Raw genomic sequence first — 20,770 nt, forward strand, 5'->3', positions numbered from 1 at the left:
TTTCGGTTGAGGGTGGTAGCCCCTGCCCCTTCGCGCAGCGCCCAGGGGCGATGGTGGGAGACGGGTGGGAAGGTGTCGGTCACACGGATGGGCAGCATCATCGATCTGGGGCACGGTGTCCGTGCCGCCGTCACCGAGCGGAGCGGCGGCGTGTCCGCGCCGCCGTTCGCGTCGCTGAACCTGGGCCTGGGGTCGGGGGATGAGCGGGCGCCCGTCATGGAGAACCGGAGGCGTGCCGCCGCCGATCTGGGCTTCGGGCTCGACCGAGTGGTGTGGATGAACCAGGTGCACGGCACCGACGTCGTCGTGGCCACCGAGCCCGGCGGCGTGGGGACCTGCGACGGAGTGGTGACGACCCGCCCCGACCTGGTCCTGGCGTCGCTGGCCGCCGACTGCCTGCCCGTCATCGCCGCCGACGGGGAGGCCGGGGTCCTGGGCGCGGCCCATTCGGGGCGCCTGGGCACCGCCGGGGGAGTGGCCGTCCGCCTGGTCGAGGCGATGGTGGAGCAGGGTGCCCGCCCGGACCGCGTCCGGGTCCACCTGGGGCCGACCATCTGCGGCCGGTGCTACGAGGTCCCGCCCGAGTTGCAGGCGGAGACCGCCCGGCACGCGCCCGAGGCGGCGTGCCGGACCCGACAGGGCACCACCGGTGTGGACATGCTCGCCGCCGTGACCGCGCAGCTGCGCCGCGCGGGTGTCGCCGAGATCTCCAGCGACGGCCGCTGCACTCTGGAGAGCCCCGAACTCTTCTCCCACCGGCGGGACGCGCCGACGGGCCGGTTCGCGTCCTTCGTCTGGCGCGCCTGACGATCACCCGGCCGGACCCGGCCATCGCGGGGCCACTCCCGGCCACCCTTCGGGTCTTGCCAGGACGGTCGGGGACGGGGCGGGCCTCATCTCGGGTAGAACGGTCCCGTGGGCTGCGCCGTTCACATCATTCACACCAGTCATCTCATCCATCAGGGAGTGCTCCGCCCCGGAGCATGAGAAGGGACACCGTGTCACACGCCGACCCCGCACGCGTCGAACAGGTCCGGGCGAACCTCCACGCGGCACGGGCCAGAATCGAGGCCGCCTGCCTCAAGGCCGACCGGGACCCCTCCGAGGTGTCCCTGATTGCGGTCACCAAGACCCATCCCGCCAGTGATGTCCGGATCCTGGCCTCCCTCGGTGTCACCGACGTGGGCGAGAACCGCGACCAGGAAGCGGCGCCCAAGGCCGCCGAAACCGCGGACCTCGATCTGACCTGGCACTTCGTGGGCCAGTTGCAGACCAACAAGGCGCGCTCGGTGGCCTCCTACGCCGACGTCGTGCACTCGGTGGACCGTGCCAAGCTGGCCCGGGCCCTGGGGGAGCGGGCCGAGGCGGCCGAACGGCGGCTGACCTGCCTGATCCAGGTCAACCTCGACGAGGACTCGCGGGCGGGCGTCATCGGTCCTCGCGGCGGAGTCGACCCCGCCGACGCGCTGGAACTGGCCGCGCGGGTGGACGAGCACGACGCGCTCACGCTCGGCGGTGTGATGGCCGTGGCCCCTCTGGGCGGGGACCCCTCGCAGGCGTTCGCCCGGCTCAAAGGAGTCGCGGAGCGCATCCGCGATCGCTACGCTCGGGCCACGATGGTGTCCGCGGGGATGAGCGCGGACCTCGAATCGGCGGTCGAGAGGGGGGCGACACACGTGCGGCTCGGCACGGCGTTGCTCGGCGACCGAGGGCCGATCGTGGGGTAATGTCCCCACATAGACCTTGGAGCCCGTCTGTGGAGTTCGCCCGAAAGGGCGTCGATCCCGCTCACACGGGTCGGATGGGTGATGTTGAACAGTCGGCTGCGGTGTGAGGGCCGCGGGGACGACGGAGGACATGAGATGGCCGGCGCGATGCGCAAGATGGCGGTCTACCTCGGCCTCGTGGAGGACGACCGTTACGATCACCGTTATGCGGACGAATATGATGAGTTCGATGATTTCGACGAGGGTGTGGAGGCGCAGCAGCGTGACCGCGACGCCGAGCCTCCGCGTGGCGAGGAAGTACGGGGCGACGACGTGACGGACGCCGGCGACTACCTGGGTTCAGGTGACCGACGCGGTGGTACGACCATGACGGCCTCGACCGCGGACCTGGCTCGAATCACGACGCTCCACCCACGCACCTACAACGAGGCGCGTACTATCGGAGAGCATTTCCGGGAAGGCACGCCGGTGATCATGAACCTGACCGAGATGGTCGACAGCGACGCCAAGCGTCTCGTCGACTTCGCGGCTGGTCTGATCTTCGGTCTGCATGGCAGTATCGAACGCGTGACCAACAAGGTGTTCCTGCTGTCCCCGGCCAACGTCGAGGTGACCGCCGAAGACAAGGCGCGGATCGCCGAGCGAGGGTTCTTCAACCAGAGCTAGACCGTCACATCCGTCCAGAGATTGGGTCGAGGAACGACCGTGATTTACGTCCTGTCCGGGCTGCTCTTCGCGCTACAGCTCTTCCTGTTCGTGCTGATCGCGAGGGTGGTTCTGGAGATGGTCCAGTCCTTCTCCAGGGACTGGCGTCCTCGGGGGTTCGTTCTCGTGCTCGCCGAGATCGTGTACTCGATCACCGACCCGCCCCTGAAGTTCCTGCGCAGGTTCATCAAGCCCGTACGCCTGGGGAGCATCGCACTCGACCTGAGTGTGCTGGTCCTCTTCTTCGGTATCTACATTCTGATGGCCCTCATCCGGAGCTTCATCTAGTCAGATGGGACCGGAGGCGACTGTTGTGCCCCAGGTTCCGATATGTGGTCTTGGTCATGATCTGGATTGCCGTAAGGTCACGATCAGGTAGCGTCCCTACGGACAGACTCCAAGCGCGCCAAGGAGACGAACATGCCGCTGACACCCGCCGATGTGCGGAACAAGCAGTTCAGTACAACCCGGCTTCGACCGGGGTATGACGAGGAAGAGGTCGACGCCTTCCTCGACGAGGTCGAGTCAGAGCTCGACCGCCTGATCCAGGAGAACGAGGAACTGCGCGGCAAGCTGGCCGAGTGCCTGCGGGGCAAGGTCCCCAACGCCGGGATGCAGGACTTCCAACAGCCCCAGGAGCAGGCCGCTCCGGAGCCGCAGATGGAGCAGATGCGCCCCGAGCCGGTCCAGGCTCCCCAGGCGGTCGAGCCCCAGCCGGCGCCGCAGCAGCAGATGCAGATGACCGGCGCCAACATGGCGATGGGCGGCGAGGAGAACATGGACACGGCCGCCCGTGTCCTGGCCCTGGCCCAGCAGACCGCCGACCAGGCGATCTCCGACGCCCGCCGCGAGGCCGACGAGACCCTGGGCCGCGCCCGCCACGAGTCCGAGGACATCCTCGGCAAGGCCCGTCGCCAGGCCGACCAGATCATCGGTGAGGCACGCGCGCGTTCGGAGAACCTGGACCGCGACGCCCAGGAGCGCCACCGCCAGGTCATGGGCAGCCTCGTGCAGCAGCGCGAGGAGCTGGAGCACAAGGTCAACGTGCTCAAGGACTTCGAGCGCGAGTACCGCAGCCGCCTGAAGGACTACTTCGAGCGCCAGCTGCGTGAGCTCAACGAGGAGGGCAAGCCCGCTGAGGCCAACCCGAACACCACGGGCGGCTTCCAGACGATGGCGCCCCCGACCGGTGGCACGCCCGCGCTGCAGCAGCACGGCCCCGGCGGCAACCCGTTCGGCCAGCCCGAGCCCGCGCAGCACGGTGGTTTCCACCCGGGTGAGGCACCCCACGAGCGTCGCTGATCAGCAGCGGCATGCGGCTCCGAACAACTGAAGACTCCGGCTCCACATGTGTAAAGGCCCTGGTCGATCCGTGATCTTGAGCATCCTCGCCACCGTGGCGGTGCTGGCGGCCATCGCCACCATCGCGGCTGCCCTCCTTCTGGCCGAGACCACCCTGGTGTACTTCGCACTCGGGCTCGGCGGAATCAGCGTCCTCCTGCTTCTCGCGGCGCTGGTCCAGGGCGGGATACGTGCGGCGAGACAGGACCGGACGCGTACCGGGACGGACGGTTTGGGGAAGTCGTCCGTCCCCGCCGTGGCCACCACGGCGGCGACGTCACCGGGAACGCACGGCGGGCCGGAGGATTCCGGGCGCGCACCCGCACCGGCTCACGAGCCGGTGCGGGACAGTGTTGTGTCGGAGCAGAAGGACACGGGGTTCACACCAGGTACGGAGGGCCGGCCGGAATCGGCCGCCGGGTCGCATGACCCCGACCCGGCCCTCCCGTACGGGCACGTGCCCGACGAGGACGCCCGGTTCACGCCGGAACCGGAGCCCTCCGACTACCGGATCCCGCACCAGACCCGTACCGAGGACCACCCCTGGTCGGCGGAACCCCATGAGCGCGCCGCGCCGCCCGAGCCGATGCCCCGGGACACGGAGTCCTTCTCCGACTGGGCCACGACCCGGGCGGACGCGCCGAGCGCGGCCGACGACGCGGACGGCGGCGAGGGGCGCGTGCTCCCCGCGCCGGCGGACGAGCTCCCCGCCGAGAGTGCGGCGCCGGACACCGACGCCGAGGTCGACCTGGTCTCCGGCGACACCGCCGAGGTCGGCGCCCTGGCCGAGGCGAACACCTTCGACACGTTCGGTCAGGACGACCCGAGCGGTGCCGCGGACGCGGACATCGAGGAGCCGGTGGCGGAGGAGACCACCGACCCGGCCCACGCGGACGCCCACGCGGCCGACGGTGCGGACACGGTCGAGGAGCGGGACGCCCTCCGCGGTGCGGAGCACTCCGCCGAGGAGGACCCCGACGACGCCGACGAGGACGAGGCCCCGAGGTTCAACTACCGCGTCCCGACCGCCGATGCCTCCGACGACGCCGAGGCGCGCACCGACGACACCGTGGTCGGGGCCCGCGACGAACCCGACGGCGCACCCGTGCCGACCGGTGCGGCCCAGGGCACGGCCGACCCCGCTGGGGCTTCGGGCACCGACGAGTCCGACACGGACGAGGCCGTTCAGACCGAGGAGGACGCCGACGCGACGGCGGCCTTCTCCTACCGCGTGCCGGTGGCCGACACCGACGGCGCCGCGGAGCAGGGCGCGGACCAGGCCCCGGAGGCGGCCGAGCCGGACGACCAGGACCCGCAGGAGGCCGTGGCGTCCCCCTACCGGATACCGGGCGCGTCCGCCGCGGTCACGGACACGGACGAGGCCGACCGGGTCGAGAAGGACGCGGACGAGGAGGACGCGGACGCGGACGCGACGGCGGCCTTCTCCTACCGCGCTCCCGTGGCGGAGACCGACGAGCACCCCTCCGTGGCCTACACGGCGATCCCGGACTCTGACGACGAGCCCTCGACCGGAGACGACCCCTCGCGCCGACAGGACCCCGACCAGGTCTCCTGACTCCGGACACACGACGGGCGCCGCTCCCTCCGGAGCGGCGCCCGTTCGCGTCGGATCAGGCCCGGCGGAACCCGAACGCCACACCGAACTCCTCGGAGGAGGTCGTGTGCAGGTCCCCGGCGATCTCACCGGCGACGAACGCGTCCGCCAGCACCTCGCCGGCGATGGCCTCGGAGTGCTCCACGAGCGCCTGCTCGGTGCTCGCGTCCGTGGCCGACCACCACACGTGGATCCGGTCCGACACCTCCAGCCCGCTGTTCTTGCGCGCCTCCTGCAGCATGCGCACCATCTCGCGCGCCAGACCGGCGCGGCGCAGCTCCGGAGTCAGCTCCAGGTCCAGGGCGACGGTCTCACCGGACTCCGAGGCGACCGCCCAGCCCTCGCGGGGCTGCTCGGTGACCAGGAGCTCGTCGGCGCTGACCTCGACCGGCTCGCCCTCGACCTGCACCCGGGCCCAGCCGCTGTCGCGGACCTGCTCCACCAGCACGGCCGGGTCGGCCGCCTGGACGGCCTTGGCCACCAGCGGCGTGCGCTTGGCGAACCGCTTGCCCAGCGATCGGAAGTTCGGCTTCACGATGTAGTCGACGAGGTCGCCGCCCACGGAGGACAGCGCGTCCAGCCCGACCACGTTGAGCTCGTCGGAGATCTGTGCCCGCAGCTGCTCGGGCAGCTCGGCGAAGCCGGGAGCGCCCACCAGGGCGCGTGCCAGCGGCTGCCGGGTGCGCATGGCCGAGTCGACCCGCGCCGAACGCCCCAGCTCCACCAGGCGCCGTGTGAGCGCCATGTGGCCGGACAGCTCCGTGTCGATGAGCTCCTCGCGGACCCGCGGCCACGACGCCAGGTGCACCGAGTCCGCCGCGTCCGGCCGGCGGATCGCCGACCACACGTGGTCGGTCAGGAACGGCACGATCGGCGCCATCAGCAGCGTGACCGTCTCCAGCGCCTCGAACAGGGTCGCGAACGCCGACGCGCCCTCCGGGGTGTTCGCCCCGCCCCAGAACCGGCGGCGGGAGCGGCGCACGTACCAGTTGGACACGTCGTCGACGAACGCCGTCAGTCGGCGGCCTGCCGTGGTGGTGTCGAAGGTGTCCATGGCGCGGGTGACGTCGCGGACCACCTCGTTGAGCTCCGAGAGCAGCCACCGGTCCAGCAGCGGACGGTCCTCGGGCGCCGGGGCCTTCTCCAGCATGGAGTGGTCCCAGCCCCCGCCGGCGTTGGCGTACAGGGTGAAGAACGACACGGTGCTGTAGTAGGTGAGCAGCACCTTGCGGACGATCTCCTCCAGGGCGGCGTGGCCCACCCGGCGGGCGGTCCACGGTGAGCCGCTGGCCAGCATGAACCACCGCAGAGCGTCGGCGCCGTGCTGGTCCATCACGGGGATGGGCTCCATGACGTTGCCCAGGTGCTTGCTCATCTTGCGGCCGTCCTCGGCGAGGATGTGGCCGAGCACGACCACGTTCTCGAACGAGTTGCGGCCGAACACCAGGGTGCTGACCGCCAGCAGCGAGTAGAACCAGCCGCGCGTCTGGTCGATGGCCTCGGAGATGTACTGCGCGGGGAAGTTCTCCTGGAAGGTGTCCGCGTTCTGGTGCGGCGCCCCCCACTGGGCGAACGGCATGGACCCGGAGTCGAACCAGGCGTCGATGACCTCGGGGACCCGCCGGGCGACCCGCTGGTCCTCGGGCAGGGAGGGGTCGGCGTCCGGGTCGGGGATGACGATGTCGTCCACGTACGGGCGGTGCGGGTCCAGGTCGGACAGGTCCTGCCCGCTCAGGCGGCCCAGCTCCTCCAGGGAGCCCACGCAGATCTGCCGGCCGTCGGGGAACTCCCAGATCGGCAGGGGCGTCCCCCAGTAGCGGTTGCGGGACAGCGCCCAGTCGACGTTGCCGCGCAGCCACTCGCCGAAGCGGCCCTCCTTGACGTTCTCCGGCACCCAGTTGGTGACGTCGTTCTGCGCGATCAGCTCGTCCTTGACCGCCGTCGTGCGGATGTACCAGGACGGGAGCGCGTAGTACAGCAGTGCGGTGTGGCAGCGCCAGCAGTGCGGGTAGGAGTGCTCGTAGTCCTGGTGCCGGTAGAGCAGGCCGCGGTCCCTGAGGTCGCGTACCAGCGTCTTGTCGGCCGTCTTGAAGAAGACGCCGCCCACGAGGTCCAGGTCGGCCTCGAACGTGCCGTCGGCGCGGACCGGGTTGACCACGGGCAGCCCGTAGGCGCGGCACACCGTCATGTCGTCGGCACCGAAGGCGGGCGACTGGTGGACGAGGCCGGTGCCGTCCTCGACGGTGACGTAGTCGGCGAGCACGATGTACTGCGCGGGCTCGTCGAACTCCACCAGGTCGAAGGGCCGCTGGTAGGTCCAGCGCTCCATCTCGTCGCCCTCGAAGCTCTCGCCGGTGAGCTCCCAGCCCTCGCCGAGGACCTTCTCGAACAGCGGGCGGGCGACCAGGAGCCGCTCGTCGCCGTTGGTGGCCACCACGTACTCCACGTCCGGGTGCACCGCGACCGCGGTGTTGGACACCAGCGTCCAGGGGGTCGTGGTCCACACCAGCAGGGACGTGGGGTGCTCCGGCGAGGCCAGCGGACCCGAGGTCACCGGGAAGCGGACGTACACCGACGGGTCGGTGACGGTCTCGTACCCCTGGGCGAGCTCGTGGTCGGACAGGGTGGTGCCGCAGCGCGGGCAGTACGGGCTGATCCGGTAGTCGCGGACCAGCAGGCCCTTCTCCCAGATCTGCTTGAGCGCCCACCAGACGGACTCCACGTACTGCGGGTCCATGGTGCGGTAGGCGTCGTCCATGTTGACCCAGTAGCCCATGCGCTCGGTCATGGCGGTGAACGCGTCGACGTTGCGCAGCACGGACTCGCGGCAGCGGTCGTTGAACTCGGCGATGCCGAAGGTCTCGATGTCCTTCTTGCCGGACAGGCCCAGTTCCTTCTCCACGGCGACCTCGACGGGCAGGCCGTGGCAGTCCCACCCGGCCTTGCGGTCGACGTGGTAGCCGCGCATGGTGCGAAAGCGCGGGAAGACGTCCTTGAAGGCGCGGGCCTCGACGTGGTGGACGCCGGGCTGGCCGTTGGCCGTGGGCGGTCCCTCGTAGAAGACCCAGTTGGGGCCGCCGCGGGTCTGGTCGAGCGAGCGCTCGAAGACGTTCTCCTTCGACCAGCGGCCGAGGATCTCGCGCTCCGTCGCTGGCAGGTCGATCTGCGCGGGCAGCTGGGGCAGCGCGCGGGATGCGGGCCGGGGGTCGTTGGCCACCGTCGTACCTTTCCATCAGGGGTGTTCCTGACGGAGGGACGAGGCCGGGGCCCCGCGGTACCACCCTCCTTGGAACCGCGCGCGGGCCGCCGGGCGGCCTGTCGCGGATCCCTCTTCGTTGCTCTGGTGCCGGTTCTACTGGGGCGCGCGCACGGCGGCCCGTTCCTCCGGCGGCTCCGGGGTGATCTTCGCGCTGGTCGTACCCCCGGGCTCACACCGTCCCCGGGTCGCTGGGCCGGACCCGGCCCTCTAGGCTGTGGTCCGTCCGGTCGGGGCCAGCACTACTCGTCCCCATCGACACCATCTGGGAGCCAGGATAACGCAGCGCGGTGGGGCCCACCGCGCCATTTCGGAGAGGGGCCGTCATGGCGGAGGGTTCGCGGGGCGCTGTCCTGGTGACACTGCCCGACCGGGAGGACGCCGTCGAGCTGGCCGAGCAGCTCCAGGAGCAGGGCTACGAGCCGTGCCGTGTGCACCGCGACATGCTCGCGGGCGAGGACGACGCCGAGGACGCGGACTGGGTGATCGAGGTACTGACGGGCCCGCACGGCGGACCGGCGGTGTTCGACGAACCCCACCTGGGCCTGCTCGCCGAGGACTACGGGGGCTTCGCCGTCGCCGAGTAGCGCGGCGCGCCCCTTGTCGGGGGTCGGCCGGGGCGACAGGATGGCGCCATGACGATTCGCCGAGCAGGGGTCGGGGACGCCGAGGCCGTCGCCGGCGTCCAGGTCCGTTCCTGGCGGGCCGCCTACCGCGGCATCATGCCGCAGAGCTACCTGGACGCCCTGGACACCGGGCGCCGGGCGGACCGCTGGGCGCGGTGGATCGGTGCGGCGGACTGGCCGAGGGAGGCGATGCTGGTCGCCGAGGAGGCCGGGAGCGTGGTGGCCTTCGCCAACTTCGGGCCGCTGGAGGACACCCCGGACGTGCCGGAGGTCGCCGCCTTCTACTCCGTGCCGGAGGTGTGGGGCACCGGCGTCAACCAGCGCCTGATGGGCGCGGTCACCGACGCGCTCGGGGCGGGCGGGTACACCGAGGCGGTGCTGTGGGTGCTCTCCGCCAACGACCGGGCGCGCCGCTTCTACACCGCCCAGGGCTGGCGGGCCGGCGACGCGGTCGAACGGTCGGGCCCGATCAACGGCGTGTACGTGCACAGGATCCGCTTCCACCGTGTCCTCGACGGGGCGGCGGCCGGTGGCGTGCCGCGGGGATGATTGCCATGCGGCGGCGGATTGCCTAAGCTTCCGGCACCATGCGCGGCATCGCCCGAGGGGGAGCCCTCGCAGCTCAGCGGGGGTACGGGATGGTGGCGCCCCGTTGGGAAGGGGAGTGCGATGAAGGCCACGAAGATCGCCGAACTGCTGGTCGGACCGGGGGAGGACCCCTGGACGGCCGACGAGATCTCCGAGGTACGCGAACGTCTGGAGACCGACGTCGCCACGGCCAGGGCGGAGGTCCGCGAAGCCGAGGAAGCTCTCGCGGAGCGGCTCACCGACCCCGTGGAGGGTGCCGGGGACGATACCGCCGACACCGGGGCCAAAGCCTTCCAGCGCGAGCACGACCTGGCGTTGGCCTACAATACACGTGACCTGCTCGCCAAGAGCGAGCAGGCGATCGAACGGATGGACGCGGGAACCTACGGGGTCTGTGAGTCATGCGGCCGGGCCATCGGTAAGGCGCGCCTGCAGGCGTATCCACGGGCCACCCTGTGCGTGACCTGCAAACAGCGCGAGGAGCGTCGCTGACTGAGGTAGAGCCCTCTGGGGACCACAACATGACCACGAACGACGACACGGGTGCGCGTCCGCGCAGGTTCGTGCTCCTCCTGCTCGTCGCTCTCACCGCGATCCTCGTCGACCTCGCCACCAAGCAGTGGGTCCTGTCGACCTTCAGCGAGGGCGAGAGCGTCGACGTGATCGGGAGCTTCCTCCAGTTCACCCTGGTGTTCAACACCGGTGCGGCGTTCTCGCTCGGCACCGGCTACACCTGGGTGTTCACCATCATCGCCAGTTGCGTGGTCCTCGTCATCGCCTACATCGGCCGACGCGTGCGCAGCGTGTGGTGGGGTGTGACGCTCGGACTGATGATGGGCGGCGCCGCGGGCAACCTCGTCGACCGCTTCTTCCGCGACCCCGCTCCGTTCCACGGGGCGGTCGTGGACTTCATCCGGCTGCCGAACTACCCCGTGTTCAACATCGCCGACTCCTGCGTGGTGGTCGGCGCGATCCTCGTCGTGGTGCTGACCTTCAAGGGCCTGGGCATGGACGGCACCATCGTCGAGGACGCGCGGGACAAGAAGCGGACCGGGAAGGACCAGGGCGGCTCGGGCCCGGCCGACGACTCCACCGAAGGGAAGGGCACATGAGCGACACGCGTAGCCTGCCCGTGCCCGACGGGCTGGAGGGCGACCGGCTCGACGCCGCGATCGCCCGGCTGTTCGGGCTCTCGCGGACCCGCGCCGCCGAGCTGATCGTGGACGGCAGCGTCCTGGTGGACGGCTCCGAGGCGGGCAAGTCCGACCGTGTGCAGGCGGGCGCCTGGCTGGAGATCACCCTCCCGCCGCCGCCCACCGCACCCGTGCCCCGGGCCGAGGCCGTTCCGGGCATGAAGATCGTGCACGAGGACACCGACATCATCGTGGTGGACAAGCCGGTCGGGGTGGTCGCCCACCCCACGGTCGGGTGGACCGGGCCGAGCGTCCTGGAGGGGCTGCTGGCCTCCGGTGTGCAGTTGGCCACCAGCGGTGCCGCCGAGCGCCAGGGGATCGTGCACCGGCTGGACGCCAACACGACCGGCCTGATGGTCGTCGCCAAGAGCGAGACCGCCTACAGCGTGCTCAAGCGGGCGTTCAAGGAGCGCACGGTCGACAAGCGCTACCACACGCTCGTGCAGGGCCACCCGGATCCGCTCCGCGGGACCGTGGACGCACCGATCGACCGGCACCCGGCCGGCGACGGGCGCTGGGCCGTGGTCGCGGGCGGGCGCCCCTCGGTGACGCACTACGACACCCAGGAGGCCTTCCGGGCCGCCAGCCTGTTGGAGATCAAGCTGGAGACCGGCCGTACCCACCAGATCCGGGTGCACATGGCCGCGCTGAAGCACCCGTGCGTGGGCGACCTGCTCTACGGCGCCGACCCCTCCCTGGCCGAGCGCCTGGGCGTGCGGCGCCAGTGGCTGCACGCGGTGCGGCTGGGCTTCGACCACCCCACCGAGCACCGCCCGGTGGAGTTCTCCAGCACCTACCCCGAGGACCTCGCCGCCGCCGTCGAGGGACTGCGCGAGGACTGACGACGACGTCGCCGGGGCGTTCGGGGGCCCACCCCGGACGCCCCGCCGCGTGTCCGGCCCTGCCCGGTCCCTCCGGGGCCGCCTACCCTGGACCGGCGGGGGTGGGCGATGAACGGCGAGGACACGAACGAGGGGGCGCGGAGCCCGGACGCGGTGCTGGAGGGCGACGGCGTCACGCCCGGGATCGTGCGGGTGGGCGACACCGTGCGCCGTCCGGTCCGGCCGTTCAGCGCGACCGTGCGCGCCTACCTCGCCCACCTCCACCGGGCCGGATTCACCGGGGCCCCGGTCCCGCTGGGCATCGACGAGCGGGGTCGTGAAGTGCTCTCCTTCGTCCCGGGGGACGTCCCCCGGGAACCGCTGCCCGCCCGGGCCACGGGCGAGGAGGTCCTGGTCGCCCTGGCCCGGCTGATCCGCCGACTGCACGATGCCGCCCAGGGGTGGGAGCCCCCGCCCGACGCGGTGTGGGGCGGCCTTCCCGGCGCGGACACCGTTGACCTGCCGCCCGTGGACCGGCCCGCCGAACTGGTCGGCCACCGCGACTACTGCCCGGGCAACGTCGTCTTCCGGCACGGACGGCCCGTCGCCCTGATCGACTTCGACCTGGCCCGGCCCACCACCCGCCTGTACGACGTGGTCAACGCCCTGTACTGGTGGGTGCCGCTCCTCGATCCCCGCGACCGGCCGCCCGCCCTGGTTCGCGCTGACGCCCCCCGCCGGGTCGCGGTCTTCGCCGAAGCCTACGGACTGACCGACGCGCAGCGCGCGGACCTGGTGCCGCTGGCGGCGCGGGTGATCCACCGCTTCCACGCCGGGGCCCGGGCCGCGGCCCGGGCCGATCCGGTGTTCCGGCGGATGTGGGAGCGGGGCGTGCGGGACCGGATGCCCCGGGCGGAGGCGTGGATCGCCGCGCAGGGGCCGGCGATCGCGGAGCGGCTCAGCGGTCGGCCACCGCTCTGACGGGCCGGATCCGCAGCAGCCCCTGGCACAGGGCGGCGCCCACGATGATCACGACGGCGCCCAGCGGCTGGTGCCAGGCCAGGGTCTCGCCCATGAGGACCACCCCGGCCACGACCGCGACCAGGGGCACCACGTAGGTGACGGTCGTGGCGACCGTCGCCCCGGCGGCGCGCACGATCGCGTACTGCAGGATGTAGGCCGCTCCGGTGCCGAGGGCCCCGAGGAGGGCCACCGAGACCACCACCTGCCACGTCACCCCCGTGGGCACCCCGTGCAGCGCCGGCGCCAGGAGGACCAGCGGTACCGCCCCCAGTAGGAGCTGGAGCGCGCTCAGTTCCAGGGCGCCGTGCGAGCTGCCCGCGACGAAGCGGCGCAGGTAGGGCGTCCCGATCCCGTAGCAGGCGGTCGCGGCGACCACGAACAACATGCCCAGCTGGGCGTCGCGGTCGCTCACGGCGACCCCGCCCAGAGAGTTCCACACGCCGAGCACGGTCAGCACGCCCAGGAAGCCGACGCCCAGTCCGAGGACCCGGTTCAGGTCGGGGCGCTCGTCGCTGAGCAGCAGCATCGAGAACACGACGGCGAACAGCGGTGTCGATGCGTTGACGATTCCCATCAGTGCGGACGGGATGAGCTGGGCCGCGTAGCCGAACAGGGTGAAGGGGACCGTGTTGAGCAGCAGGGCCGTCACGAACACGTGCCACCACAGGCGGGGCGAGCGCGGCAGGCGTCCGCCGCGCAGGCACAGGACGGCCAGCAGCGGCAGGCCGCCGGCGAGCATCCGGCCCAGCGACAGCTGCAGCGGCGTGAGCGCCTGCGCGCCGACCTTGATGAACAGGAAGCTCAGTCCCCAGATCAGGGCGAGCAGGACGAACTTGGCGCGCCAGTCGGCCAGGATCCGGGAGGCGAGGCCGGGGGAGGCCCCGGACGGGGCGAGAACGGACATGGTCCGGTTCTACCGTGGTCCGATGTGTTAGGTCTACTTCGCTTTTCTTAAGATCCGCATTAGCATCGCTTACATGCTTAGTGTCGACCGCCTCCGTGTCCTCCACGCCATCGCCGCGCACGGATCCCTCAGCGCCGCGGCCCAGGCGCTCCACGTCACCAACTCAGCCGTCTCACAGCAGCTCACCAAACTCGAACGCGAGACCGGTCAGCCCCTCGTCGAACGCAACGGCCGGGGCGTGCGCCTCACCGACGCCGCCGAACTCCTGGTCGAGCACACCGCACGCATCCTGTCGATGGTCCAGCGCGCCGAGGCGGAACTGGAGGCCCACCGCGACGACGTCACCGGGCACCTGCGCCTGTCCGGCACCCCCACCGCCGTGCGCGGCCTGCTCCCGCACGCCCTCTGCACCCTGCGCGAGGCCCATCCCGGGCTGCGGCTGGAACTGAACGAGGAGGAACCGCACGAGAGCGTCCCGGCCATGGTGCGCGGCGACGCCGACCTCGCGATGGTCGTCGACTGGGTCGGCTCGCCGCTGGAGCTGCCCGCGGGGATGAGCAGCGCCCCGCTGATGGAGGACATCGGCGACATCGCCCTGCCCGCCGACCACCCCCTGGCCCACCGCGAACTGCTGGAGATCGACGAGATCCTCACCCTGCCCTGGATCAGCTGGTCCAAGGCCTCGATCTGCAATGAGTGGCTCCACGACATGATCCGCGCCCGCGGGGCCGAACCGCGGATCGTGCACAACGTCGAGGAGCACCAGACCAAGCTCGCGCTCATCGCCGCGGGGATCGGCGCCGCCGTGATGCCCAGGCTGGGCCGCGGCACCGTGCCCGACGGGGTGCGCATCATCCCCGTCCAGCCCGCGCTGGTACGCCAGGTCTACGTGTTCTGGCGCACCGACGCCGCACGCCGCCCCGCCATCCGCGCCACCGTCCGCGCGCTGCGCGAGGCCGCCGCCACCTACACCGAGTGAGGCGCGGCGTGGCCGTCCCGGCGCCACCGGGGCGGCCACGCCGCGCACGCCGACACCCGCCCCGGGCGAGTGTCGGGGTGCGCCCTGGCTAGTCCGACAACAAGCCCTCCAGAGTGGCGGACGGGCTGATGACGTCCGGGTCGGTGCGCACGTCCACCAGCGTCGGCAGCTCGGCGTCCACCGCCTCGACCAGGGCCTTCTCCAGCTCCGCACGCGTGTGCGCCGTCGCGCCCCGGGCCCCCAGCGACCGCGCGAACCCGGCCAGGTCCAGCGGTCCGCTGATCCGCGTGCCGGCGATCCGGCCCAGTTCACGGGCCTGGTGCATGGCGATCGTTCCGTACAGGCCGTTCTGGAACACCACCACGGTGATCGGCGCGCCCATGCGCACCGCGGTCTCCAGCTCCTGCCCGGTCATCATGGTCCCGCCGTCGCCGGCCACCGCGACCACCGTGCGCTCCGGCGCGGCGATCTTGGCCGCCACCGCCGCGGGCACCGCGTAGCCCATGGCCCCGCTGGTGGGGGCCAGTTGCGTGCGGGGATGGCGGAACCACCATCCCCGGTGCAGGAAGCTCGCGAAGTTGCCCGCGTCGTTGGTGATCAGGGCGTCCTCGGGCAGGACCTCGCGCATGCCCTCCACCACCGACCACGGATGCAGGCCCGGACCGGGGTGGTCGGCGGCCCCGGGCGGCACCGTGGCCGTGTCCACCCAGACCCGCCGCGCCGCGCTCCAGTCGCGGTGGGGCGCCCGGACCGGCGATCCGGCCAGGGCGCGCAGGGCCTCGGCCGCGTCGGCGACCGCGCCGAACCACAGGTCGGTGGTGGCACCCACCTGGCCCGGGTCGATGTCGATCTGCGCCACCTTCGTGCCGCGACCACCGCGCGGCAGCGTGAACCCCTGTGTGGTGGTCTCACTCAACCGGCAGCCCACCGCCAGCACGGCGTCGGCCTCGCGCAGGGCGTCCAGGGTCGGGGGCGGACACCCCAGCCCCAGGTGGCCGAGGTAGAGCGGGTGGTCGTTGGGGAAGACGTCCTGGCGCCGCCACGCCGCGTACACCCCGGCACCGAACCGCTCGGCGACGGCGATCAGGTCCTCCCGAGCCGAGCGTGCGCCACCGCCCGCGATGATCACGGGGCGGACCGCGCGGGCGAGCAGGTCGGCCAGCCGGTCGCGGTCGCCCTCCGAGAGCGGGGGGCGGGGCGCCTGGAACGGCGCCGGCGGTTCCTGGCGGCCCACCCGCTGTCCGAACAGGTCGCCGGGCACCGCGATCGCCACCGGGCCCGGCCGACCGGTCGTCGCGATCCGGATCGCCTTCGCGGTGATCTCCGCGAGCCGGTCGGCCCGGTGCACGGTCGTGGACCACTTGGTGATCGGCGCGTAGAACGCGGTGAGGTCCACCTCCTGGAAGGCCTCGCGGCCGAGCCGGTCGGTCTCGGCCTGGCCCAGGAAGACGATCATCGGCGTGGAGTCCTGCATGGCCGTGTGCACGCCCACGGCGAGGTTGGACGCGCCGGGGCCCCGCGTGGCGGCGGCCACCGCCGGCACTCCGGTGAGCTTGGCGTCGGCCTCGGCCATGAACCCGGCGCCGTTCTCGTGGCGGGTGGAGACCAGGGACATCCCGGGGTGCCGGTCGATGGCGTCGGCGAGCTCCAGAAAGCTCTCTCCGGGAACGGTGTAGCACCGTCGGATCCCGGCGGCGGCCAGGACCTCCACGGCCGCGTGCGCGGCGGTGTCGGTGGGGGGTTGGCGGCGGGCAGGGGTCATGGGGCGGGTCCTTCCGTCGTTGCAAGGTCCACTCGGCGCGCCGGGGCGCGTGCGGCCGACTCTGGCACCCGCCCCGGAACCGGTCAAGGACGGAGGGCGGTGCGCGGGATCAGGCCACGCCCAGAGCCCGCAGGCCCGCGGTGGTGGCCGCCGCCGCGACGATCACCAGAAGGAAGGGAGCGCGCAGCGCTAGGGCGAGCGCGGCCGCGCCGACTCCGGCCATCCGCGCGGTGTCCCAGGACAGGGCCTGGCCGTCGCCGCGCACGGCCTCCACCGTGATGAGCGCGGCGAGCAGGGCGAGGGGGACGGCGGTGGCGAACCGCTGCAGCCAGGGGTTGTCGAGCAGGCGGCGCGGCGCGGCCAGGCCCGCGAACTTGAGCAGGTAGCAGCCCGCCGCGGTGGCGATGAGCGCGATCCACAGGGTCATGCGCGGGCCTCCTCGACGGGTTCGGGCACGGTCGGGTCGGAGGTGCCGACCGGTCGGATGAGCGCGATCAGGGCGGCGGCCGCCGCGAGGAGCACCGGAACACCCGGCGGCAGCAGCGGTGAGGCCGCCAGGGCGATGCCCGAGCCGACGACGGCGATCAGCCACGCGCGGCCGCCGCCCTCGCGCAGCCGGGGCCACAGCAGGCCGAGGAAGATCGCCGGTCCGACGGCGTCCAGGCCGAAGGCGTCCATGTCACTGACGCGCTCGGTGGCCAGCGCGCCCAACAGGGTCGTGACCACCCAGGACGAGCCGAGCACGGCGTAGGTGGTGATGAACGCCGTGCGGGCCGAGGCCCGGTCGCGCTGGGCCAGGGTGACCGCGGCGGTCTCGTCGATGACTCCCTGCGCGGCGACGGCGCGCCTGGCACCGCGCCAGCCGAGGAGGTCGGCCAGGCGCAGCCCGTAGAGGGTGTTGCGGGCACCGAGCAGGAGTGCGCCCAGGACCCCGGCGACCAGGCTGCCGCCTCCGGCGATGACGCCGACGAGCGCGAACTGGGAGGCGCCGGTGAACGCGAACAGGCTGAGGAACAGGGCCTGTGCGGGGGACAGGCCCGCGGCCACCGCGGCCGTGCCGAAGGCCAGGCCGGCGGCGCCCACGGCGACACCGATCCCCAGGCTGTCGCGCACGGCGGGCGACTTGAGCAGAGCGAAGGTTCTCACCCGACGAACCGTAGGGGGGCGGCACTGTGGTGTCTTGAACGTTCTTGCGGGGGGCGCCCGTGGGGGACGGGTGCGTGGGGGTGCGCCCCGCCCGTCAGGAGGCCAGCAGGGCCCGCTGGTAGGCGCCCGGCGGCACGCCCAGGTGCCGCTTGAAGTGGCGGGTGAAGTGGGGCTGGTCGGCGAAGCCGACCCGCGCCGCGACGTCGCCCGGCGGGTGGCCCGCCCGCAGCAGGGCGCGGGCGCGGTCCACGCGCACCTGGTTGACGTAGGCGTGCGGGGGCAGGCCGTGGGCGCCGCGGAAGGCCCGGGTGAGCGCGAACGGCCCCATCCCGACCTCGGCGGCCAGGTCCTCCAGGGTCGGGGGGTCCAGCAGCCGCGCGGTGAGGATCCGGCGGGCGCGCTCGACCTCGGGGCGGGCGGAGTGCGGGGCCGGTTCGGCGGCCGGGGCGCGTCCGTGGGTGCGCAGCAGCAGTCCCAGCCCCTGCCTGGTCAGGGCCGAGGCGGTCAGCGGGTCGCCGCGGTCGGCCGCCAGGTGGGCGTTGACCAGGACCCGCGCGGCCTCCGGGGCGTGGATGTCGGATTCGGTGAACGCCGGGGTCCCGCGGATGCCCAGTTCACCGGCGATGTCCTCGACGACCTCGGGGGAGGGGTAGAAGACCCGGTAGCCCCAACCCTCGGGGACGCCCGCGTGCCCGGTGTGTACCTCGCCCGGGCCGACGACGGCCAGGCCGCCCGGGCCCACGCGGGCCCGGCCCCCGGGGTGGGAGTACTCCTCGACGCCGTCGGTGATGACGCCGATGGTGTACGTGGGATGCGTGTGGCGAGCGAACGAGGTGGTGACGGAACGGGCGGTGAGCAGTTCGGTGCCGGGCAGGCCCGGGAACCGCCAGTAGCGCGCGCGCTCCACGCGCGGGTCCTCGACGGCTGGGTGTACGTCCCGGGGCTGTCCCATACGCCCAGGTTAGGTCCCCGTGTCGGGTCGCCCGCCCGGAGCCTTCCGGGCGTGGAACGGGCGGCGGCGCCGGTGGTCGGGGCACAGCGGTCCCCGGCCGTCGGCGTACCCGCTAGCCTGCGGGGATGAGGACGAATGAACTTGTGATCCGGTTGGCCCAGGACGCCCGCGACCTCGCCGCGGTCTTCGTCATCCGCGGTGCCGTGTTCGTCGCGGAGCAGGAGGTCCCCATCGAGGAGGAGTGGGACGGTCGCGACCCGGCCGCGGACCAGTTCCTGGCGCTCCTGGACGGGGTCCCGGTCGGCACGGTGCGCCTGGTGGACCAGGGTGCGGCCGACGGCGGCCCCGGCGGGGTGTCGGGCCTGCTGGGACGCCTGGCCGTCCTGCCCAAGGGGCGCGGTGCGGGCACGGGCGCCGCGCTGGTCAAGGCGGTGGAGGAGCGGGCCCGCGAGCGCGGGTTCTCCTCGGTGGAGCTGCACGCCCAGACACACGCCCTCGGGTTCTACGAGCGTCTCGGCTACACCGCGCACGGCGAGGAGTTCCTCGACGCCGGGATTCCCCACCTGCACATGGTGCGTCGACTCGACTGACCGCGGGCCCCGGCGATCCGCTGACCCGCTGACCTGCTGTGGGGCAGGCCGCGCCCTTGTGGTGTGACGGGGAGCGCACGCCCGGAGATGCCTGGCCCGGATACTACCGAGTAAGATTCGGTTTGGTGTGGGTGACCCCACGCCCCAGCACCACCGATCCGACGAGGAACACATGACGGTCCACACGCACCCGGTCGCCGAGGCCCCCGACCCCCGGTCCTTCGGTCTCCCCGTGGTCGAGGACGGCTCCATCCCCGCCGAACTGCGCTCCCTGGTCTCCCGCGTGCACGACCTCATCGACGTGGTGGCCAACACCGGAGCCGACAGGGAGACCCTGGCCGAGGCCGCCGCCATGGTCGAGACGCTCACGGGCCGGCTCGACGTCGACCGACGCCAGATCGGGACGATGGTCGAGCGCACGATGGCGGACGGGACGACCGAGTACGGCACCATCACCAACATCGTCTCCGGCGACACCAGCCCCGTCGCCCCGCCGCTCTTCCTCGAACGCGTTCCCGGTGGACTGCGCGGCGAGGTCACCCTCAACACCGTCTACCAGGGGCCGCCCGGACTCGCGCACGGCGGCTGGGTCGCCGCGCTCCTGGACCAGGCCGTCGGCAGCGCCTCCGCGGTGGAGACCAGCCCGGGCCTGACCGCCAAGCTGGAAGTGAACTACCGCAGACCCACCCCGCTGTTCACCCCGCTGGAGGTCCTCGGCCGGGTGGACCGGACGGAGGGCCGCAAGGTCTTCGTCTCGGGCGAGATCCGCGCCCAAGGCGAGGTCACCGCCGAGGCGACCGCCCTGATGATCCGCGTCCAGATCCCGGAGTAGGCCCCGGCGCCCGGGCGTGGCCGCTCCGGCGGCGCGGTATTCCGTGGGAGTCCACGGCACCCCGCGGTACTCCGTGGGAGGGAACACGGGCCCCACGCTCCCCATGCGGTGTCCCGGCGCGGTACAGTCGTCCCCATGACCCACCGCACCTCTGTGTTTAGCCAGCCGACGGACCCGTCGGCCGCGCTCACGTAGGCGGATCAGGGAACGTCGGCAACAGAGCACTCGGGCCTCTCGGCCCCGGTGCTCTTTCGTTTTCCAGGCGGCCGACGCTCCCCACGCACCCAGTCCGGCGGAACGGACGGCCGCACCGCGACCGGTTCACATTCCGTTGGAGGCCACCGTGCACACCCCGACCGCCACCCCCGCGCCCGACGAGCGCATCCGCGAACTCCGCGGCCGCATCGACCGGATGGACGCCGAACTCGCCGCGCTCCTGGAGCGCCGCGCGCTCGTCGCCGCCCAGGTGCAGCGGCTCAAGCCCGTCGGGTACTTCGCCGGCCGCGACCCGCGCCGCGAACGCGAACTGGTCGAGCGCATGGCCGAGCACGCACCGCGTCTGGGGGCCGAGCGGCTCGCCGCCATCATGGACAGCGTGATCAGCGCGGGCCTGTCCGCCGCCCAGGAGGACGCCGAGCGCCTGGGCTAGGGCGTGTTCCGTGCATGCTCGCCCTAGCGCGGCGGAGCCCGGTGCGGGCGCGGCCAGGGAG

At 72.4% G+C, this 20,770-nt stretch carries 22 protein-coding genes; 16 read left to right on the forward strand and 6 right to left on the reverse strand.

The features are described from left to right. Positions 1–87 precede the first annotated feature (87 nt). The 6 genes from pgeF (at position 88) to M1P99_RS20675 (ending at position 5,349) form a co-directional block, all read left to right on the forward strand. Positions 88–807: a peptidoglycan editing factor PgeF gene (pgeF, locus tag M1P99_RS20650; protein WP_304454234.1), complete on the forward strand. Its 720-nt coding sequence runs from the start codon at positions 88–90 to the stop codon at positions 805–807. Between the two features lie 191 nt (positions 808–998). Further along, positions 999–1,727 carry a YggS family pyridoxal phosphate-dependent enzyme gene (locus M1P99_RS20655; RefSeq protein WP_304454235.1) on the forward strand — a complete coding sequence of 243 codons (729 nt, stop codon included), beginning with the start codon at positions 999–1,001 and terminating at the stop codon, positions 1,725–1,727. A 135-nt stretch (positions 1,728–1,862) separates the two neighbouring features. Further along, positions 1,863–2,393 (forward strand): cell division protein SepF, encoded by a 531-nt coding sequence (locus M1P99_RS20660; protein WP_304454236.1) that lies wholly within the window; start codon positions 1,863–1,865, stop codon positions 2,391–2,393. 39 nt (positions 2,394–2,432) lie between these two features. After that, positions 2,433–2,720 (forward strand): YggT family protein, encoded by a 288-nt coding sequence (locus M1P99_RS20665; RefSeq protein ID WP_304454237.1) that lies wholly within the window; start codon positions 2,433–2,435, stop codon positions 2,718–2,720. A gap of 132 nt (positions 2,721–2,852) precedes the next feature. Continuing rightward, positions 2,853–3,734 (forward strand): DivIVA domain-containing protein, encoded by an 882-nt coding sequence (locus tag M1P99_RS20670; RefSeq protein WP_179821444.1) that lies wholly within the window; start codon positions 2,853–2,855, stop codon positions 3,732–3,734. A 70-nt stretch (positions 3,735–3,804) separates the two neighbouring features. Further along, positions 3,805–5,349, forward strand: coding sequence for a hypothetical protein (locus M1P99_RS20675; RefSeq protein WP_304454238.1), 1,545 nt, complete (start codon positions 3,805–3,807; stop codon positions 5,347–5,349). A gap of 55 nt (positions 5,350–5,404) precedes the next feature. Here M1P99_RS20675 and ileS read toward each other — a convergent pair whose 3' ends face one another. Then, positions 5,405–8,605: an isoleucine--tRNA ligase gene (ileS, locus tag M1P99_RS20680; RefSeq protein WP_304454239.1), complete on the reverse strand. Its 3,201-nt coding sequence runs from the start codon at positions 8,603–8,605 to the stop codon at positions 5,405–5,407. A gap of 365 nt (positions 8,606–8,970) precedes the next feature. Here ileS and M1P99_RS20685 point away from each other — a divergent pair, with 365 nt between their 5' ends. From M1P99_RS20685 to M1P99_RS20710, 6 genes are all read left to right on the forward strand, one after another. After that, positions 8,971–9,231 carry a hypothetical protein gene (locus tag M1P99_RS20685; RefSeq protein ID WP_179821439.1) on the forward strand — a complete coding sequence of 87 codons (261 nt, stop codon included), beginning with the start codon at positions 8,971–8,973 and terminating at the stop codon, positions 9,229–9,231. Positions 9,232–9,279: 48 nt separating this feature from the next. Then, positions 9,280–9,819, forward strand: coding sequence for a GNAT family N-acetyltransferase (locus tag M1P99_RS20690; RefSeq protein WP_304454240.1), 540 nt, complete (start codon positions 9,280–9,282; stop codon positions 9,817–9,819). A 120-nt stretch (positions 9,820–9,939) separates the two neighbouring features. After that, entirely contained in the window at positions 9,940–10,350 is a 411-nt protein-coding gene (locus M1P99_RS20695) for a TraR/DksA C4-type zinc finger protein (RefSeq protein ID WP_304454241.1), read from the forward strand. Positions 10,351–10,379: 29 nt separating this feature from the next. Further along, positions 10,380–10,970, forward strand: a complete 591-nt coding sequence (lspA, locus tag M1P99_RS20700; protein WP_304454242.1) for a signal peptidase II — start codon at positions 10,380–10,382, stop codon at positions 10,968–10,970. Beyond that, positions 10,967–11,893, forward strand: coding sequence for an RluA family pseudouridine synthase (locus tag M1P99_RS20705; protein WP_179821431.1), 927 nt, complete (start codon positions 10,967–10,969; stop codon positions 11,891–11,893). Before lspA ends, M1P99_RS20705 begins: the two co-directional genes overlap by 4 nt. A gap of 108 nt (positions 11,894–12,001) precedes the next feature. Next, the gene (locus M1P99_RS20710) at positions 12,002–12,853 is read left to right on the forward strand and encodes a phosphotransferase enzyme family protein (protein WP_304454243.1); all 852 of its coding nucleotides are present in this window, start codon (positions 12,002–12,004) and stop codon (positions 12,851–12,853) included. On the opposite strand, the gene M1P99_RS20715 is transcribed toward M1P99_RS20710, so the two are convergent. Further along, positions 12,831–13,799, reverse strand: coding sequence for a DMT family transporter (locus tag M1P99_RS20715; RefSeq protein WP_304454244.1), 969 nt, complete (start codon positions 13,797–13,799; stop codon positions 12,831–12,833). The two genes, M1P99_RS20710 and M1P99_RS20715, sit on opposite strands and share 23 nt — an antisense overlap. Positions 13,800–13,872: 73 nt before the next feature. On the opposite strand from M1P99_RS20715, the gene M1P99_RS20720 reads away from it, so the two are divergent. Next, entirely contained in the window at positions 13,873–14,778 is a 906-nt protein-coding gene (locus tag M1P99_RS20720; RefSeq protein ID WP_304454245.1) for a LysR family transcriptional regulator, read from the forward strand. Between the two features lie 88 nt (positions 14,779–14,866). Here the strand turns inward: M1P99_RS20720 and M1P99_RS20725 are convergent, their stop codons facing one another. From M1P99_RS20725 to M1P99_RS20740, 4 genes are all read right to left on the reverse strand, one after another. Next, a complete protein-coding gene (locus M1P99_RS20725; protein ID WP_304454246.1) occupies positions 14,867–16,540 on the reverse strand; it encodes a thiamine pyrophosphate-dependent enzyme in 1,674 nt (557 codons plus the stop codon). A gap of 109 nt (positions 16,541–16,649) precedes the next feature. Beyond that, positions 16,650–16,967, reverse strand: coding sequence for an AzlD domain-containing protein (locus tag M1P99_RS20730; RefSeq protein WP_304454247.1), 318 nt, complete (start codon positions 16,965–16,967; stop codon positions 16,650–16,652). Further along, positions 16,964–17,653 carry an AzlC family ABC transporter permease gene (locus tag M1P99_RS20735; RefSeq protein ID WP_304455779.1) on the reverse strand — a complete coding sequence of 230 codons (690 nt, stop codon included), beginning with the start codon at positions 17,651–17,653 and terminating at the stop codon, positions 16,964–16,966. The genes M1P99_RS20730 and M1P99_RS20735 overlap by 4 nt, the downstream gene beginning before the upstream one ends. Before the next feature lie 127 nt (positions 17,654–17,780). After that, positions 17,781–18,638: an AraC family transcriptional regulator gene (locus tag M1P99_RS20740; RefSeq protein WP_304454248.1), complete on the reverse strand. Its 858-nt coding sequence runs from the start codon at positions 18,636–18,638 to the stop codon at positions 17,781–17,783. A 125-nt stretch (positions 18,639–18,763) separates the two neighbouring features. Between M1P99_RS20740 and M1P99_RS20745 the strand changes: the two genes are divergently transcribed. The 3 genes from M1P99_RS20745 (at position 18,764) to M1P99_RS20755 (ending at position 20,709) form a co-directional block, all read left to right on the forward strand. After that, positions 18,764–19,228: a GNAT family N-acetyltransferase gene (locus M1P99_RS20745; RefSeq protein WP_304454249.1), complete on the forward strand. Its 465-nt coding sequence runs from the start codon at positions 18,764–18,766 to the stop codon at positions 19,226–19,228. A 172-nt stretch (positions 19,229–19,400) separates the two neighbouring features. Next, a complete protein-coding gene (locus tag M1P99_RS20750; RefSeq protein ID WP_304454250.1) occupies positions 19,401–20,060 on the forward strand; it encodes a PaaI family thioesterase in 660 nt (219 codons plus the stop codon). Positions 20,061–20,403: 343 nt separating this feature from the next. Next, on the forward strand, positions 20,404–20,709 hold the full coding sequence (locus tag M1P99_RS20755) for a chorismate mutase (protein WP_304454251.1): 306 nt from the start codon (positions 20,404–20,406) through the stop codon (positions 20,707–20,709). Positions 20,710–20,770: the final 61 nt, after the last annotated feature.

It is taken from the genome of Nocardiopsis sp. YSL2 (genome assembly GCF_030555055.1).
Classification (GTDB): domain Bacteria; phylum Actinomycetota; class Actinomycetes; order Streptosporangiales; family Streptosporangiaceae; genus Nocardiopsis.